This is a genomic window from Pseudomonas sp. Y5-11 (assembly GCF_022368695.1).
Classification (GTDB): domain Bacteria; phylum Pseudomonadota; class Gammaproteobacteria; order Pseudomonadales; family Pseudomonadaceae; genus Aquipseudomonas; species Aquipseudomonas parakoreensis.
In genome coordinates this window covers 1,232,785-1,248,659 of the sequence record NZ_CP058974.1, presented here as the reverse complement: position 1 = coordinate 1,248,659, position 15,875 = coordinate 1,232,785, and the positions used below count along the sequence as shown (strand labels likewise).

Below are 15,875 nucleotides of genomic sequence, written 5' to 3'. Positions count from 1 at the left end.
ACCGGCGCCATCCACCGACGGTGCCGGCTCCCGGCCTTGCCTGCCGCGATTTGAAAAGAAATCCATGATTATCGACCTCTACGGATTCGGCCCGGCCCTCGCTGCCGGTGCGCTGATGACCGTCAAACTGGCGCTGACGGCCCTATGCCTGGGACTGGTGCTCGGTCTGCTCGGCGCCTTGGCCAAGACTTCCCCGTACAAGCCGCTGCAGTGGCTTGGCGGCACTTATTCGACCCTGGTGCGTGGCGTCCCGGAATTGCTCTGGGTGCTGTTGATCTACTTCGGTACGGTCAACCTGATGCGCAGCCTCGGTGAGTTTTTCGGCAACCCCGACCTGCAACTCAGCGCCTTCGCCGCCGGCGTAATCGCGCTGGGTCTGTGCTTCGGCGCCTACGCCACGGAAGTGTTTCGCGGCGCAATCCTTGCCATTCCCAAGGGCCATCGCGAAGCCGGCGTGGCGCTGGGCCTGTCGAAATGGCGGATCTTCACCAAGTTGATCATGCCGCAGATGTGGCGCATCGCCCTGCCCGGCCTGGGCAACCTGTTCATGATCCTGATGAAAGACACCGCGCTGGTGTCAGTCATCGGTCTGGAAGAAATCATGCGTCACGCGCAGATCGGCGTGACCGTGTCGAAACAACCGTTCACCTTCTATCTGGTGGCCGCAGTCATGTACCTCGGCCTGACGGTGCTGGCGATGACCGGCATGCACTTCCTGGAAAAACGCGCCGCTCGCGGCTTTGCGAGGAGCGCTTCATGAACTGGGAAGTGATCATCAAGTGGCTGCCGAAACTGGCGCAGGGCGCGACTTTGACCCTCGAACTGGTGGCGATTGCCGTGATTGCCGGCCTGCTGCTGGCGATTCCGCTGGGCATCGCCCGCTCGTCGAAGCTGTGGTACGTGCGCGCCTTGCCCTACGCCTACATCTTCTTTTTCCGTGGCACGCCGTTGCTGGTGCAACTGTTCCTCGTCTATTACGGCCTGGCGCAGTTCGATGCGGTGCGCAGCAGCGCGCTGTGGCCGTACCTGCGCGATCCGTTCTGGTGTACCACCGCGACCATGACCCTGCACACGGCGGCGTACATCGCCGAGATCCTGCGCGGCGCGATCCAGGCGATTCCGCCGGGCGAAATCGAAGCGGCGCGAGCACTGGGCATGTCCAAGCCCAAAGCGATGTTCTACATCATGCTGCCGCGTGCGGCGCGCATCGGCCTGCCGGCCTACAGCAATGAAGTGATCCTGATGCTCAAGGCCAGCGCACTGGCGAGCACCGTGACCCTGCTGGAACTGACCGGCATGGCCCGCACGATCATCGCGCGCACCTACCTGCCGGTGGAAATCTTCTTCGCCGCCGGCGTGTTCTATCTGCTGATGTCCTACGTGCTGGTGCGCGGCTTCAAGCTGCTGGAGCGCTGGCTGCGCGTCGATGCCTGCCAAGGGCGTTGAAACTTCCCACGTGCTGACGGGCGAGGCCCTACTCGCCCGCTTCACCGCGCTGGATGATTTTCTTACGGCGCATCAGGCGCTGTGGAAACCTCGTCCGTTCGCTCATCTTTCGCTTCCATGGGAAACCGCCTACCCCGAATTGGCTTCGTGGCTACGCGGACGATCGCTGGAAGATGCAGAGCGTGCACATAATCATCCCGCCGATCTCGCCGATGCCCCGGAGCCGTTCGCCTCATTGGCGGCGTTGTCGGCTGAGCTGAGCGCAGTTGGTGAGTTGCCGGGACATGCGCTGGAAACTGCAGGCCATCGATTGAATGTCGACGTACCGGGACGCAAGTGGCAGCAGATCGAAGCGTTCGGCAGCCGTTTGTCTTTCGCCTCGCCGCCAACGCATTGGCTGGACTGGTGTTCCGGCAAGGGGCATCTGGGCCGGCGCCTGTTGAGCGCCGGGCAACAGCTGACCTGTGTTGAATACGATCCGGCGTTGGTCGCCAGCGGTCAGGCCCTGAGTCAGCGTCATCATTTGCACGCCCTGCATGTCGAGCAGGATGTGCTCGCAACAGATGCGGCAACCGTGCTGAGCGCTCACCACACCCCGGTCGCCCTGCACGCCTGCGGTGATTTGCATGTGCGCCTGATGCAACTGGCAAGCGCGGCCGGATGTCAGCAGATGGCCATCGCCCCGTGCTGTTACAACCGGATTAATCGCAGCGAGTATCGGGCATTGTCCTCAGCGGGTTTGCGATCCGCCCTACAGCTCTCGCTCGAAGATCTGGCGCTGCCCATGAGCGAAACCGTCACCGCCGGTGCAAGAGTCCGACGTCAGCGCGACACCTCCATGGCGCGACGTTTGGCCTTTGATCTGCTGCAACGACAACTGCGCGGAGTAGACGAATACCTGCCCACCCCGTCCCTGCCCAATGCCTGGCTGGACAAACCTTTCGCCGATTACTGCCGCGACCTGGCAGTGCTGAAAGAGTTATCCACAATCGGTACGCCGGATTGGCAGGCACTGGAAGCTGCCGGTTGGCAGCGATTGGCCGAAGTTCGCAACCTGGAATTACTGCGCGGATTGTTCCGACGGCCGCTGGAGCTTTGGCTGAATCTTGATCGAGCCATTTTCCTCAACGAACGGGGATACTTCGTACGGCTCGGCACCTTCTGCGACAGCTCGCTGACGCCGCGTAATTTTCTGCTGCTGGCCGAACGCGCCTGAAACTTTTACAGCCTGTGGATAACTCTGTTGATGGTTTTCCCGTGGATCCAATATCCACGGCCATTGCATGACCAAAACAGCATTGGTCATTTTTTGTTCATATTGATAAAAAACCTGTAAAACAGGGCTTTGCACACAAAATGAGAACGTGTCCGCAAATTCCCCTGCAACGCCAAGGTCGCGCCGATCCGTTGTGCATAAGCTTCCAATCAAAAGGACATAAACGGGGAAATGGGTGCTTGGACAGTGTGGAAATCCTGCCCTCACGCTCAGTCTGGCTTGATCTCGTGGAACCCCAGTCTTGCGGCTAAAAACCCGGAGACACCGCTCACGCCAAGCCTGATCCGGCACCTGCGTAAAAATAGTCTGAATTCAGGGGTTTACAGAACCCACCCAATCGCTATAATCGTCGCCCACACGCCGGTATAGCTCAGTTGGTAGAGCAACTGACTTGTAATCAGTAGGTCCCGGGTTCGACTCCTGGTGCCGGCACCATACAAAACAAAGCCCCTGCAGAAATGCAGGGGCTTTGTTGTTTCTGGAACGTCCACATTACGTCCACACTGCCTCAAGGCTGTGAAGTCCTAAATCGTCATTAATCCGGACGACTCGTCACCGAGGGACGTGCTTCTGCCAGTGCGGGGCGCAGCACCTCGGTTACACCTAAAGCTTTACGGCCTTCATCTGACGTACAGATTCCAGCAAGTCCTCCCGGAATTGTTCCAATTCTTTGAGCGTTAATGAGTTTTTTCCTTCGGTTGCTCAAGGTCGGCTACGAGCAGGCTGTCGAATAAGGTCGCGCTTCAAACCTGACTGATCTCAAACACAAACGAAATCCTGCGTTGACTCGCACTCCACACATAACGCAAATGCTTACCCTGCTTCGGAATCGACACGGCCGGCGGGCGGAACGCAGCGACACATTCGTGGCCCGGCAAACGCACGCTGTTGTAGAGAATTCCCCACGATTCAGACTCGCGCAGTTGTCGGGCAAACGCCTGTGACGGGCCATAGGCTTCCGGATCGGGTTGATGCAAATGTGCAAAACCATCACGGACATCGTGCAGCGGCTTAACCACCCGATTGACGTAAGTCCGCATGGTCAACTCAAGATCCGCTTCGTTGGTGGCCGCGAGGAAGCGTTCCTGGTGATAGCAGGTTTCGGCGATGGCCGCGGCCTGGCTGCTGGCGGCGTAGTAGACGCCGAAGGTGCCATCGGTGAAGCGGCTGCTTTTGCCGATGTGGGTGAACGCCGCCATCACCGGGGTTGAACCGGGGCCGGAGAGCCGGTCTTCGGGGCGCACGCGGGCGAGGATGCCGGCCTGTTCGATCAGGCGATCATTGGTCAGCGCTTCCAGCGCGTAGGCGATTTCCAGGTCTTCGGGGTCGAGCACGTCTTCGAACAGCGCAATCGGCGGGAAGCTGCTGTTGACGATCCGGTAGGCCTTCGGCCATTGCGGCTCAGCCAGCGGTAGGGCCTTCAACCGCGCACCCCGTCGAGGTAACGGCGCACGTCGGCGATGTCGACCACCCTCCCCGCCAGCATGTAATCCAGCGCCGTTCGACCATTGAATGGCGCAGCGGTGTTGGGGCTGCTGACCCAGGTGTAAGCGCGCTCACGGCTGTTGCTGAAGATGATGCTTAACGCCTTGTGAATGCCCATCAGGTACGAGATACGCTCCAGCGTGTCGTGCGGCAGGCGAATGTTCGGCGGCAGGTGTTTGTACTTGTAGAACGTGGTGTTGCCGACGCCGCCCAGCAGCGTGCGCTGCTGCTCGGCGTTGCAACCCCAGCGCTCCATGAGATTGAAGAAAAACTTCAGCGCGACGCGCCCGGCCTCGGGGACGTCGAGTTGTTCGCGTGGGGTGAGGGCTGGGGATGAGGTAGGCATGATCGTCCTTCTAAGCGGGTCCGCAAGATGAGCGTAGTACACATATGAATTTTTTACATGAAATTATTCGCATACGAATAAACGCCTAAGAATTTCCAAGTTGACACGTTAATGTTCCGTAGCAGAGGATCTGCCTCAAGAGCGCGAAACCGACTGCCATCAGGTGGCGATAGTCGGCGTTAGGAACCCCGTTGATGACCTGAAGATCAGCGCTCGGGTGAGACCTCTACCCTTGTTCAAGGGAGCAAAAAGCCGACAGCAATGTCGGTTTTTTATTGCCTGGTTTATTTGAGCATTTCGCTTGCCTAGTCGAAGTGCTGGCGAATTTTGCCTATGTGCATTCACATGCGGACGCTCTTCAGCGTCCCGTGAATGGCGGCTCTAGAGTCGCAACAAACTGGTGAAGACGAAATTGGAAAGCATCCCTGATGCTAAGGGCACTCGCGCTCAAAGCTGAAAAATATGCGCATATCTCGCCGGGGAAATTACAGGAGCCATAAGCCGTTTCTCCTCGAAAAACCCTCCCGGCGCACCAAAACCACGCACTTTTCTTGACCCCAATCACCCCCACGTCATCAAAAATCCCGATCCTGTGTCAGCTTCCAGCCATCGGCAGGGACATCAATTCGCTACTAAACCCGCGACAACTATGCTCAGGTGCTGGAATATAGCCGGCATATGACGCCAGACCGGCAGTCTCGTAAACAACAATACCCAGCCCACTTCAGAGGGCATTACCCATGGATAGCAGAACCTTACGCAACCTCATGCGCATCGTGCAGACCGGCTCGTTGTCGGCCGCAGCCGAGCATTCGTGCCTGACTGTGCAGGCCCTGGCCGCGCAGTTGAACAAGGTCGAAGAGCAGTTCGGTTTCCGCTTGTTTCGACGTTCCAACAAAGGGCTGACGCTGACGCCGCAAGGCACGGAGCTGACGCCCTACATGGACAAAGTGCTGATCGCCACGCGACAGATGGAAGAAAAGGTCGAGGCGCTCAAGGTGCCAGGCCAGCGCACGTTGAAGGTCGCGTTGAACAACACGTTGTCGTCTGACTTCAACCGGCGAATGATCGGACGCCTGATTGAGGTGTTTCCCGATTACCAGATGGAATTCAGCTACGCCGAGTCGATGGAAAACCTCAGCAAGCTGAAGAATGAGGACTTTGACCTCGCGGTGCTGATCGGCCCGCAGCGGCCGGGTTTGCCGAGCATTGTTTTGCCGGATGTGCAGGTGCAGGTGGTCGGTGCCCATTGCGGGCAGGAAAACGATCCACTGACGTTGCTGGGCAACAAGTTTCAGGTGCGTCCTGCGGAAGATTGTCCGTATTCCCACAGCTTCCTGCGTTTTCTCGACGCCGGACTGGGCAATCACGAGAACGGTCAGCGCATGGTCTATTCCTGCAGCGAGACCCTGACGCTGTCGTTGATCACGCAGATGGACGCAGTCGGCATGGTGTCGCGTGAGGCCGCACAAAAGAACGGCCTGACGATCTTCCCCGGTTTCGAGGATTTTCTCGAAGTGCGTCTGGCGGTGAACAACCCGAACCTGTCAGGCCAGGCCCTGAACGACGTGGTCGATCTGCCGCTACATGAACGAGCCGAGCGCAATGTACGCAGCCGTCCCAACCGCCACACTGAGAAAGAGGTTTTTGCTGAAATACGCACATAGCAACGTCGGAATGGCTGCATAAAATTCCGGGCGATCGAGCTGTATGTGCTGATCCTTGATCAACAAGGGTGTCAGGCTGATCGCAGCGACGATCGCCACCGGCAGGTATTCCAGCGCCCGCGCAACGAATGGCGGCCAGTGCTCGGTGTTGACTTGCAGCGGCAGCGCGCGTGGCAGGAAGGTCACGGCCATCATCAGCGCGACCACCAGAATCAGGAACGTTTGGTCAGGCATACACCCACTCCGCAGCCCACAAACGTGGCGATGAAAACATTGAATGGCGAAGTGCCGACCAGGCTCAGCGCGCCCATGCAGACGACGGCAGCCGCGGCGGCGATGAGTTTGTTGCGGGTGTTGCACAGCGACACCAGCACGTAGAGCATCATCGCGGTCAGCGCGTAGTCGAGCTGATATTTGATCAGGTGCGACGCATATTGCGCGCAGACAGCGCCCAACAATCCTCCCAGCACCCATGAGGTGTGGCAGAACAGGTTGAAGCCGATCAGGTAACGGATGTTGACCGGCGCGCCGGTGCCCAGTTTGACGCTGTGAAACGCGAAGGATTCGTCGGTCAGTCCACCGGCGTAGGCCCAGCGTTCCATGCGACTGAGGCCCAGTGCGCGCAGGGCCTTGGCCATGTACACCGACATCAGCATGTGCCGCGCATTGATCAGGAAGGTGGTCAATACGATGGTGGTCAGCGACGCACCACTGGAGATCAGCGCCAGCGCGGCAAATTGCGAAGCGCCGGCGTAGACGAATAAACACATCGCCACCGGCAGCCACATCGGCAGCCCGGCATTGACCGCCATCAGCCCGAACACGAATGACACCGTGAAGTAACCGGCCACCACCGGGCTGGCTTCGGCAAACGTGCGCGATGGCTGATGGGCAGCCATCAGCGGCGCACTGCCGGACGTTTCATTCATAGATCCCTCTCAAATGTCCGCTCGCCGTGGGGTTCGCAAAAACCCTGGGCAGTCCAGAATCGCTTGCCCGCGAGGTTAGCATCGTCGACGAACAGAAACATCCGTAATACACCGACCCGTTTCATGTCGGACGACGCCGCTTCCACCAGCCGCTGGCCGACGCCCTGGCTGCGATAGCTTGGGCTGACCGCCAAGTGGTTGATGGTGCCGCGACTGCCGAGCATGCCGCCAAGCACCGCACCGACGATTTCGCCCGCGACGTCGAAGGCCAGATAGGCGGTGGTGGTCTTCTGGATCAACACGCCGCGCAGGCATTTGGCGTCCTGCCATTCGCAGAACGACACTTCGTCGAACTGGCGGAAGAAGCGCTCCATGCGCTGCGCGTCCTTGGCGGTGGCACGTCGCAGCACCACCGGCGTCGAGCACTCGACGCCGTCGATTGGGGTGATCTGATTAGCGAACAATGTCGAAAGCGGTCCCGGGCCGCGAGAAGGAAATCGCCAGAATCTGCCGGTACGCCATGGCATGCGTGTGGGTGTTGCGCGCGGGGGTCACGTAGTGGCGCATGTCGCGGTCAAGGAAGTAGGTGGTGTCGAGAATTTCCTGGTAGGTGGTCGACGCCAATTGATGCTCGTGGATGTCGTAAAGACGACTCTCCGCCCCCTCGACATTGTTGCGCCCCCAGAAGTGCACGCCGCTGAACGGATAGCCGTCGCAGTGAATCCCTTCCGGGGTGATTTCCAGCTGCTTGCCGGGTTTGATCTCGATGCGGATCTGATGAATCTGGCACTGCCAGATTTCATCGTGCAGTTCTTCCGGCAGCACGCTTTTGTACACTTCAAAATCGGTGTCGATCAGGCTGCGCATCACCGGCGAAGTAATCACTTCATCGGAGAAGTCCTGAAAGTGCCGCACAACACCGCCCACGTAGGCGTTGTTTTCCTTGGACTGCACGTAGGCGCGATGCTCGAGTTGCTTGAGCTCACGTGTTTTCGGGTTGTATTCAAAGTCGCTGTAACGACGGTAACGCATGCCGGCTTCGGCCTGACCGTAGTAACTGTCTGGCTCCATGTTTTCCCAACTTTTGGTCAGTCTGACGAAGTCGGCAAAATGACCGTAGAGATTGAAGTCACCACCCTGGACGTTGACATATTTGTCGCGCCGTAGCGATTCGCCCACTTCTCTGTTCAAAACGATCATTACCAAATTCTCCGCTGCGTTGAGCGGCCTAATCTATTAGGTGGAGAATTTGCGTCCATGAGAAAGAATTTCAGGCATTTAAAGCCCTGTTTGAAATGGTACTTGAAGGCGCTTGAAAACCACTTTTACGTGACAAAAACACGGGTTTTTTCCGGTTTTCGCAGAAAAGACCTCGAAAAAAAACCCCGAGCCAGTCGGGGTTTTCTCATGTTTCTTACACCGGATCGTTCATCAGAAGATGTTGATCGGGTAATCCACGAATACACGCAACTCGTTGCCGCTGACGTTGTACTCGCTGGATTTCTGCGACACGCGCAGGATCGAGCTGCGCAATTTCACGCTCAAGTCTTTCGCCGGACCACTTTGTACGACGTATTTGACCTGGTTGAAAATCTCGCGCTCGGTGCCGCCTTCGCTGGTGGAGGTGGTGATGTTGTCGCCACGCACATAAGCGAAGTTGTAGCTCAGACCCGGTACGCCGAATGCGCCGAAGTCCAGGCCGTAACCCAACTGCCAGCTGCGCTCGTCTTCGGCGTTGAAGTCCGACCAGTAGGAGTTGGCCAGGTAGATGGTGTTGCCACCGTCACCGACACGACCTTGCTCTTTCTGATAGCCGCCGTAAGCGTAGCCCAGGTTGCTGTCGCCGGTGGAGCGCTGATGCGCCACGGTGAACGAGTGCGGGCCGGTGGCGAACGTTGCTGCCAGGCTCCAGATCTTGTTGTCATCACCGGTAGCGCCACTTTCGCGGACGTAAGAGTCGTCCAGCTTGGTGCGATAGCCGTTGAAGTCCAGGGTCAGGGACTGATCCTTGTCGATCGGGAACACGTAGTTGGCGTTCACGTATTGCTTCTTCAGCACGTCTTCGACGTCGGAAGCGTACAGCGCCGCCTTGAATTGTTCGGTGAACTGATAGCTGCCGCCCAACACGTTGATCGCCTTCAGACCACCGCTGTCACGGCCTTCAGCGCTTTTGCGCGACTCGGCAGTGAAACGACCGGCGTCCAGTTGCAGGCCTTTGATCTCTTTGGAAGTGATCAAGGTACCGGTGTAGCTTTCCGGCAGCAGACGCGAATTGTCATAGTTCAGCACCGGCAGGGCCGGCATCTGGTCACCGTAGGTCAGCACGGTGTTGGACAGACGGAATTTGACCGCAGCGCCGCCCTTGGACAGGTCATTGGCAGGCTTGCCGCTGTCGCCACGTTTGAAGAAGTCGATACCGCCGGCACCGCTGCGATCTTCGCTGCGTTCCAGGTTCAGGGCGTACAGGCCGAAAGCATCGACACCCACGCCGATGGTGCCTTGGGTGAAGCCGGACGAGAACGTACCGATAGCCGCTTGGCCCCACTCGGATTTGTCCGCGTTGCCGTCTTTGTAATCACGGTTGATGTAGGCATTGCGCAGCAGCACTTTGAGGCTGCTGTCTTCTACAAAACCCTTGGACTCGGCCTGGCCGTCAGCCATGGCCTGTGTGGCACTCAACATCCCCAGTGCGATCAGACTGATTCGCTTGTTCAACATTTTGTTTTCCTTATTACGGGTTGAAACGCGCTGTGTCGAACGGCTGAAACGGCGCTATTGCACTCTTTTTTCACCCCGAAACAAAAAGACCCGCCCACGGTTATACCGTGTCGGGCCCTTTTATTATTCTTGAGTCATGGCGGTTGGCCACAGGCGTTGGGCCGAATCGTAGCCGCGCCCTCAATAATGTGTCAATTTCAAGAATCGTCTTTAAATAGGTAAAAATCGTCTAAGAATCGTAAATTTTGCGATAGCGCATTGCTCGGAAATGCGCTCAGCCAGTGAATCCAGTTCGATTACGCGCAGCCGTCGAGACCGCATTGCGCGGCGGATTGCCCCGGCTCAACCGCGACCGCCGCTTGTCCCAACCAGTCGGCGAAAGACTGCGGCTTGCCAAGCCATGGGCTGATGTCGATCAGGGTGAATTGCCCGTCCTGCTCCAGCGCCAATGTTGGAAAACCCTGGCCGCCCAGTTGCGCCAAGAGTGCGCGGCTGGCTTTCACATGCGCTGTCGTATCAACGGATTTAAACGCAGCCGCAAAGGTGTTCTCGGCGTAGCCCAACTCACTGGCGAGTTCGAACAGTACGGATTCATCCGCAATCCGCCGTCCCTCAACGTAATGCGCCGTTTGCAAACGCCCAAGCAATTGCAGGCCACGGCCGTCGATGGACTCTGCCGCCATCACCGCTGCGATCGGCGGCGTCGAATCGAAAACCGCCGATTGATCCCGCAGCAGACCTTCGAAATACGCCTCGCCAAAAGGTTGCGCGGTGTATTCGGCGATGCGCCGGTCGTGGGGCATGACGTAATCACGCAGTTGCGGCGAAACGCGCTGACGGCTCGCGCCGCTCATCATTCCGCCCGCATGGGCAATGACCGGCAGCACTTGCTGTGCCGCTTGCACCAGCGGTTTGGCGCCGTAGCACCAGCCGCACAATGGATCGTATATGTAGTGAAGGATCATGAGAGAACTCCGGCAACCAATCAGGAAAATTCGATGCCGGCAGACTATTCCTACGCGTGTTGGGGAAAAACGCCGGAATGGCTCTCAGACTGTTTCGCGAATCGGTCGAATGGGTTGCCTTGTTCGGCTACCGCTTCAAGCCCCTCCCACAGGTTCAATGTTCGCCATGGTTTTCCATCGCGCATAAAAAAGCGCCGCCATCCCGGCAGCGCTTTTACCAATCCTTGTTGTTTTTCTTATCCTTGCATCACAGCCCACAACGCTTCCAGTTCGGCCTCGCTGAACAGGTCAGCGGGATAGCGCTCAATCATCATCCGGCGCGGATCAGGTTCCCTGATCTGACGCGTTCCATTGGACTTCAAAAAGTGCGCGACAATCTGGAGCGATTCGCCGTTTACGACCATGGGATGCAAATTCCGCTCGCTGATTACGTTCACTTCGGCGTTCATTTCAGCGCTCTCTCCCCGTTCGTGAGCGGCTAAGTTATCCAAGGTATATGACAGAACTGTTGAAGTTCCCCCCCTCCCTAGTGCGCGTTATCCGATACAAGAGCTATGCCAAGGTTTCCGATTTGTCGACAGGCGGATACAAAGAAGCCCGCGGTCCAGCAGGACCGCGGGCTTCTTCGCACCCATCGCAAAAAACTTGCAGCCCGGGTGATTTATTAATCAACTCAGGCTGTTACGTCTCACCTCACTCTTTGTGCGGGGCTGGCTGCTGTTGGGTAAGGCAGTGGATATTGCCGCCGCCCAGTAACAGTTCGCGGCCCGGCACCATCACCACTTCGTGCTGCGGGAACAGCTTCTGCAGGATTTCCCGCGCAGGCGCGTCCATCGGATCGTCGAAGCTCGGCGCGATGATGCCGCCGTTGACGATCAGGAAGTTCACGTAGGAACCGGCCAGGCGCACGGACGGGTTGCGCTCCTGCGTACCGTCCACCGGATCGACACCGGCGCACTCTTCTTCGGTGGCGTACAGCGGCCCCGGAATCGGCATCTTGTGCACCGTGAATGGGCGGCCCTTGGCGTCGGTGCTGCTTTGCAGCACGTTCATTGCGGCCTGGCAGCGCGGGTAATTCGGATCCTGCGGATCGTCGGTCCACGCCAGCAATACTTCGCCCGGGCGCACGTAGCAGCAGAAGTTATCCACATGGCCGTCGGTTTCGTCGTTGAACAGGCCATCCGGCAACCAGATGATCTTATCCACAGACAGATTGTCGCGCAGCACCGCTTCGATCTCTTCGCGACCCAGATGCGGATTGCGGTTGTGGTTGAGCAGGCACTCTTCGGTGGTGATCAGCGTGCCTTCACCGTCGACGTGAATCGAACCGCCTTCCAGCACAAAACCTTCGGTGCGATAACGCGGGCTGCGCTCGATTTCGAGGATCTTGCCACCGACCTGCGAATCACGGTTCCACGGCGAATACAGACCGCCTTCAAACCCGCCCCAGGCATTGAAATCCCAGTTCACACCGCGCACTTCGCCGCTGTTGTTGATGACGAAAGTCGGGCCGCTGTCGCGCACCCAGGCGTCATCGCTGGACATCTCGACCACCCGAATGTTTGGTACATCGAGGCGTGCACGAGCGTTCTCGTACTGACCGGCCGACACGGCAACCGTCACCGGTTCGAACCGCGCGATGGCTTTCGCCACGGCCGCATGCGCGGCTTGCGCCGGCTTGCCACCCAGGCGCCAGTTGTCCGGACGCTCGGGCCAGATCATCCAGGTCTGGGTCTGCGGCGCCCACTCGGCCGGCATGTAGAAGCCATCGTCACGCGGGGTACTTTTCAAGGTGGTCATCGGATCAGGACTCCTGGGAACCGTCGAGGGGGTTGCGAAGCAATGGCGACTTTATAACCGATAAATATCGGCATTAAAAGCTAACAACCAACCGAGCATCGAAAATCCAACAACAATTATCGATATAAATCCGAATCCCTGTAGGAGCTGCCGCAGGCTGCGATCTTTTGACCTTGTTTTTCAAAAGCAAAATCTAAAGATCGCAGCCTGCGGCAGCTCCTACAGGGGTCTGGTTTAGAGGCCTTCCTCGAGCACCCGATCCAGCATGTCGACAAAGAAATCCACACTGCGCCGCGAGGTGACCATCGGCGGTTTGATCTTGAGAATGTTCAGGTCATCCCCGGTCGGCTGCATGAAGATCCCCAGCTCGCGCAGGCGATCGCACAACAGCGTAGTCTCCTCGGTGGCCGGCTCCAGCGTCTCGCGGTTGCGGATCAGCTCCACCCCCAGATAGAAACCCGAACCATGCACCGCGCCCACCAGCGGATGTTTATCGATCAAGGCTTCCAGGCGCGCCTTGAAATGCCCGCCCACCACCCGGGCGTTTTCCCAGAGCTTTTCTTCTTCCATCACATCCAGCACCGCCATGCCGATCTGGCAGCTCACCGGACTGCCGCCGGCCGACGAGAAGAAATAACCTTCAGCTTCCAGTGCCTCGGCGATTTCCCGACGCGTGATCACCGCGCCCAGCGGCTGACCGTTGCCCATGCCCTTGGCCATGCAGATGATGTCCGGCACCACGCCTTGCTCTTCGAAGCCCCAGAAGAAGTGGCCCATGCGCCCGTAACCGACCTGAACTTCGTCGGCGATGCACACCCCGCCCTGGGCCCGTACCAGCGCATAGACCTGTTTCAGATAAGTCGGCGGCAGCGAGATACCGCCAGCGTTGCCATACACCGGCTCGCAGATGAACCCGGCCAGTTGACGCCCCTGCGCGGCGATTTTCGCCAATTGCGTTTCGACGCTGCGTACATAATCCGGCGCAGAATCCAGGCCACGGAATTCGCCACGATAGATATTCGGTGCGGTCACCGGATGTACCCAGTCCGGACGGCTTTCCAGCGCTCGCGGGTTGTCGGCAACCGACGTCGACACTGCATCGGCGCCGACCGTCCAGCCGTGATAGGCCTCCAGCACGCTGAGCATGTCGCGGCCGCCGCTGTAGGCCCACGCCAGCCGGATCGCCAAGTCGTTGGCCTCACTGCCGCTGTTGACCAGAAACACCCGGTCCATGCCTTCCGGCGCCAGTTTCAGCAAACGCTCGGAAAACTCCGCCACCGCCGCATAGTTGAAGCGCGAGTTGGTGTTGAGCAGCGACCACTGCCGCGCCGCCACCTGCGCCATGCGCGGATGACCATGGCCAAGCACTGCGACGTTGTTGAGCATGTCGAGGTAGGAACGGCCCTGCATGTCGATCAGGTGATTGCGCCAGCCACGCTCGATGCGCGGTGGATCGACGTAATAATGTTTTTGCGTGCGGGCGAAACTGACGTCACGTCGTTCGAGCAGGGTTTTGGCGTCCAGCTCCGGTTCGGCATCGCAGGCCAGCCCGAGCAGCGTGGCTGGCGAAGGACACAATGCCTGCCACGCGGCCGCGCGCGAAGGGCTGCAGAACAATGGCGCATCCAGCGACGCAACGCGGCTCAACTGCACCTTCAACGGGCCTTCGACCGAACCCAGCACCTGACCTTTGACCAGCGCCGCGCCACTGTGCAGCGAGGCGCTCACACCCCACAGGCGCACGCTGAGCTGGGGTCCGTCGAGTTGCAACACACCGTCCGCCGCGTGATGCAGCACACCGGCAAACGGCGCTTCCACCGCCGAACCCTGCGGCACGCGTAACTCAACGTGCAGCGGAAACGTCTGGGGCTCGACCGCACTGTCCGATCGCGTCTGCGACAGGCGATATTGTCCGTAACGGCTCGCCGCCAGACCATGCGCGGCAGCGGCTTCGGTCAGCAACCGTTGATCAATGCCCGGTTGCTCCCAGTTGCCCGCTTCGAAGTGCGGACTCAGGACGCCAAGATCGATCAGCGCAAACTCCCGCCCGACCAGTTCCGGCAGCAGCGGCGCGAAACCTTCACCGCCAATGGCCGGCAGCGGCTGGCCGACTGCCGTGAGAATCGCCGCCTCCATCAGCGCCAGCGGCACCGAAGTCGCTACGTGGAAGATTTCCCACTCATGTTCAAGGTTGTCGCGGCTATAGGTGTTGCCCGGATCGATGCTGACCTGTTGCTCGCCACTGAGCACCAGCACCGCCGCCCGCGCCACGATCAACGGCCACAACGCCAGCAGCTCTTCATGTTGCAGCGGATTGACCGCGTGATAGGCCTGCACCGCCGGCAGAATCACAAACGGATCGCCGCCGGCATGGTGCAGCAGCGCCGCGCACGTCACCGACAGGTCAGTGATGCGCCAGGTGCGCACCAGATCACCGAAGTCGATCACGCCCTGCAATTGCCAATGACGCTTGGCATCGCGTTGCCAGACCGCATTATCGTCAGTGATGTCCATGTGGATCGCCTGCACCGGCAGCTTGTCCTGCAACGGCTGCAAGCGACGTTCGGCCTGCTCGGCGGCGCCTGCGATCAGTGCGCGCTGGCGTTCATCGTTGATCACCGGCAGCAGGTGGCTGATCAGCGCACTGGCATGGCGCGCGTCCCATTGCAGCGTGCGCTGCAGGCCCGGGTGATCGAAGCCGGCCAGGGCCAGATCCATCTCGCCACACAGCTGACCGAAACCGGCCACCACATCGTGTCCCAAGTGATCAAGATGCGTCAGCGGCTGACCTTCGATGTAGTCCAGCAGCCGCACATGCACGGGCTCGCCATCGGAGTCCAGCGACAGCAGATCCGCGCCATTGCTGGCCGGGATCACCCGGGGTACGTGCACTGACGAGTGTTCGGCAAGGTATTTGAGGCCTGCATGCTGAGCCTGCAACTCCACCAGTGCATAGTCGCCGCGGCAGATTTTCAGGACAAAGCGCCCGAGTTCACTGTCGACCCGATAGTTCAGATCCTGCTGACTGCCCAGCGCCTGTAACGTGCCGCTGAGCCCGTAATGCTCCGCCAACCACTGCCGGGCCTGCGCCTCAGAGACCTGTGGGCTGGGCAAACTGGCGCGATGAATCAACGTGGCAAGCGGCATGGGACGACCCCTGAAATTTTATTAGGCGCCTATATCGCCATTGCTACAGACGATGCGCAACCCCCGACCGGAGATATTCAAGCGCTCGCATCCGCC

At 59.1% G+C, this 15,875-nt stretch carries 15 protein-coding genes and 1 tRNA gene; 5 read left to right on the top strand and 11 right to left on the bottom strand.

Annotated elements, in window-relative coordinates; genetic code table 11:
- The first annotated feature begins 64 nt into the window (after positions 1-64).
- The 4 genes from HXW87_RS05560 (at position 65) to HXW87_RS05545 (ending at position 3,157) form a co-directional block, all read left to right on the top strand.
- A complete protein-coding gene (locus HXW87_RS05560) occupies positions 65-760 on the top strand; it encodes an ABC transporter permease (protein WP_007961693.1) in 696 nt (231 codons plus the stop codon).
- Positions 757-1,446 (top strand): ABC transporter permease, encoded by a 690-nt coding sequence (locus tag HXW87_RS05555; protein ID WP_003220713.1) that lies wholly within the window; start codon positions 757-759, stop codon positions 1,444-1,446. Before HXW87_RS05560 ends, HXW87_RS05555 begins: the two co-directional genes overlap by 4 nt.
- Entirely contained in the window at positions 1,427-2,662 is a 1,236-nt protein-coding gene (locus HXW87_RS05550; protein WP_239778549.1) for a methyltransferase, read from the top strand. Before HXW87_RS05555 ends, HXW87_RS05550 begins: the two co-directional genes overlap by 20 nt.
- A 419-nt stretch (positions 2,663-3,081) precedes the next feature.
- Positions 3,082-3,157: transfer RNA gene (locus HXW87_RS05545), tRNA-Thr, on the top strand.
- Between the two features lie 308 nt (positions 3,158-3,465).
- Here HXW87_RS05545 and HXW87_RS05540 read toward each other — a convergent pair.
- Together HXW87_RS05540 and HXW87_RS05535 are read right to left on the bottom strand one after the other, a co-directional pair.
- Complete coding sequence (locus tag HXW87_RS05540; RefSeq protein WP_182403416.1) at positions 3,466-4,146, bottom strand: RES family NAD+ phosphorylase; 681 nt, start codon at positions 4,144-4,146, stop codon at positions 3,466-3,468.
- On the bottom strand, positions 4,143-4,553 hold the full coding sequence (locus tag HXW87_RS05535; protein WP_007961687.1) for an MbcA/ParS/Xre antitoxin family protein: 411 nt from the start codon (positions 4,551-4,553) through the stop codon (positions 4,143-4,145). Before HXW87_RS05535 ends, HXW87_RS05540 begins: the two co-directional genes overlap by 4 nt.
- 740 nt (positions 4,554-5,293) lie before the next feature.
- Here HXW87_RS05535 and HXW87_RS05530 point away from each other — a divergent pair.
- The gene (locus HXW87_RS05530) at positions 5,294-6,220 is read left to right on the top strand and encodes a LysR family transcriptional regulator (protein WP_007961685.1); all 927 of its coding nucleotides are present in this window, start codon (positions 5,294-5,296) and stop codon (positions 6,218-6,220) included.
- Here the strand turns inward: HXW87_RS05530 and HXW87_RS05525 are convergent.
- The 9 genes from HXW87_RS05525 to HXW87_RS05485 form a co-directional block, all read right to left on the bottom strand.
- Positions 6,137-6,454, bottom strand: a complete 318-nt coding sequence (locus HXW87_RS05525; protein WP_007952614.1) for an AzlD domain-containing protein — start codon at positions 6,452-6,454, stop codon at positions 6,137-6,139. The genes HXW87_RS05530 and HXW87_RS05525 overlap by 84 nt on opposite strands.
- The gene (locus tag HXW87_RS05520) at positions 6,433-7,149 is read right to left on the bottom strand and encodes an AzlC family ABC transporter permease (RefSeq protein WP_027611235.1); all 717 of its coding nucleotides are present in this window, start codon (positions 7,147-7,149) and stop codon (positions 6,433-6,435) included. Before HXW87_RS05520 ends, HXW87_RS05525 begins: the two co-directional genes overlap by 22 nt.
- Positions 7,146-7,523, bottom strand: a complete 378-nt coding sequence (locus HXW87_RS05515) for a GNAT family N-acetyltransferase (protein ID WP_182403428.1) — start codon at positions 7,521-7,523, stop codon at positions 7,146-7,148. Before HXW87_RS05515 ends, HXW87_RS05520 begins: the two co-directional genes overlap by 4 nt.
- Positions 7,524-7,602: 79 nt before the next feature.
- Positions 7,603-8,349 (bottom strand): 2OG-Fe dioxygenase family protein, encoded by a 747-nt coding sequence (locus HXW87_RS05510; protein ID WP_007961854.1) that lies wholly within the window; start codon positions 8,347-8,349, stop codon positions 7,603-7,605.
- Between the two features lie 231 nt (positions 8,350-8,580).
- Positions 8,581-9,867 (bottom strand): OprD family porin, encoded by a 1,287-nt coding sequence (locus tag HXW87_RS05505; RefSeq protein ID WP_041071313.1) that lies wholly within the window; start codon positions 9,865-9,867, stop codon positions 8,581-8,583.
- 296 nt (positions 9,868-10,163) lie between these two features.
- A complete protein-coding gene (locus HXW87_RS05500) occupies positions 10,164-10,832 on the bottom strand; it encodes a DsbA family protein (protein WP_047290836.1) in 669 nt (222 codons plus the stop codon).
- 236 nt (positions 10,833-11,068) lie between these two features.
- Entirely contained in the window at positions 11,069-11,281 is a 213-nt protein-coding gene (locus HXW87_RS05495; protein ID WP_047290834.1) for a hypothetical protein, read from the bottom strand.
- A gap of 244 nt (positions 11,282-11,525) precedes the next feature.
- A complete protein-coding gene (gene aguA, locus HXW87_RS05490; protein ID WP_047290833.1) occupies positions 11,526-12,632 on the bottom strand; it encodes an agmatine deiminase in 1,107 nt (368 codons plus the stop codon).
- 234 nt (positions 12,633-12,866) lie between these two features.
- A complete protein-coding gene (locus tag HXW87_RS05485) occupies positions 12,867-15,779 on the bottom strand; it encodes an aminotransferase (RefSeq protein ID WP_239778548.1) in 2,913 nt (970 codons plus the stop codon).
- Positions 15,780-15,875 lie beyond the last annotated feature (96 nt).

Bases quoted from the DNA above. Each gene is read 5' to 3' on its own strand.
- HXW87_RS05500 (WP_047290836.1), bottom strand. From the start codon at position 10,832: ATGATCCTTCACTACATATACGATCCATTGTGCGGCTGGTGCTACGGC.
- HXW87_RS05525 (WP_007952614.1), bottom strand. From the start codon at position 6,454: ATGCCTGACCAAACGTTCCTGATTCTGGTGGTCGCGCTGATGATGGCC.
- HXW87_RS05510 (WP_007961854.1), bottom strand. From the start codon at position 8,349: ATGATCGTTTTGAACAGAGAAGTGGGCGAATCGCTACGGCGCGACAAA.
- HXW87_RS05520 (WP_027611235.1), bottom strand. From the start codon at position 7,149: ATGAATGAAACGTCCGGCAGTGCGCCGCTGATGGCTGCCCATCAGCCA.
- HXW87_RS05505 (WP_041071313.1), bottom strand. From the start codon at position 9,867: ATGTTGAACAAGCGAATCAGTCTGATCGCACTGGGGATGTTGAGTGCC.
- HXW87_RS05550 (WP_239778549.1), top strand. From the start codon at position 1,427: ATGCCTGCCAAGGGCGTTGAAACTTCCCACGTGCTGACGGGCGAGGCC.
- HXW87_RS05485 (WP_239778548.1), bottom strand. From the start codon at position 15,779: ATGCCGCTTGCCACGTTGATTCATCGCGCCAGTTTGCCCAGCCCACAG.
- aguA (WP_047290833.1), bottom strand. From the start codon at position 12,632: ATGACCACCTTGAAAAGTACCCCGCGTGACGATGGCTTCTACATGCCG.
- HXW87_RS05495 (WP_047290834.1), bottom strand. From the start codon at position 11,281: ATGAACGCCGAAGTGAACGTAATCAGCGAGCGGAATTTGCATCCCATG.
- HXW87_RS05555 (WP_003220713.1), top strand. From the start codon at position 757: ATGAACTGGGAAGTGATCATCAAGTGGCTGCCGAAACTGGCGCAGGGC.
- HXW87_RS05535 (WP_007961687.1), bottom strand. From the start codon at position 4,553: ATGCCTACCTCATCCCCAGCCCTCACCCCACGCGAACAACTCGACGTC.
- HXW87_RS05515 (WP_182403428.1), bottom strand. From the start codon at position 7,523: ATGGAGCGCTTCTTCCGCCAGTTCGACGAAGTGTCGTTCTGCGAATGG.
- HXW87_RS05560 (WP_007961693.1), top strand. From the start codon at position 65: ATGATTATCGACCTCTACGGATTCGGCCCGGCCCTCGCTGCCGGTGCG.
- HXW87_RS05530 (WP_007961685.1), top strand. From the start codon at position 5,294: ATGGATAGCAGAACCTTACGCAACCTCATGCGCATCGTGCAGACCGGC.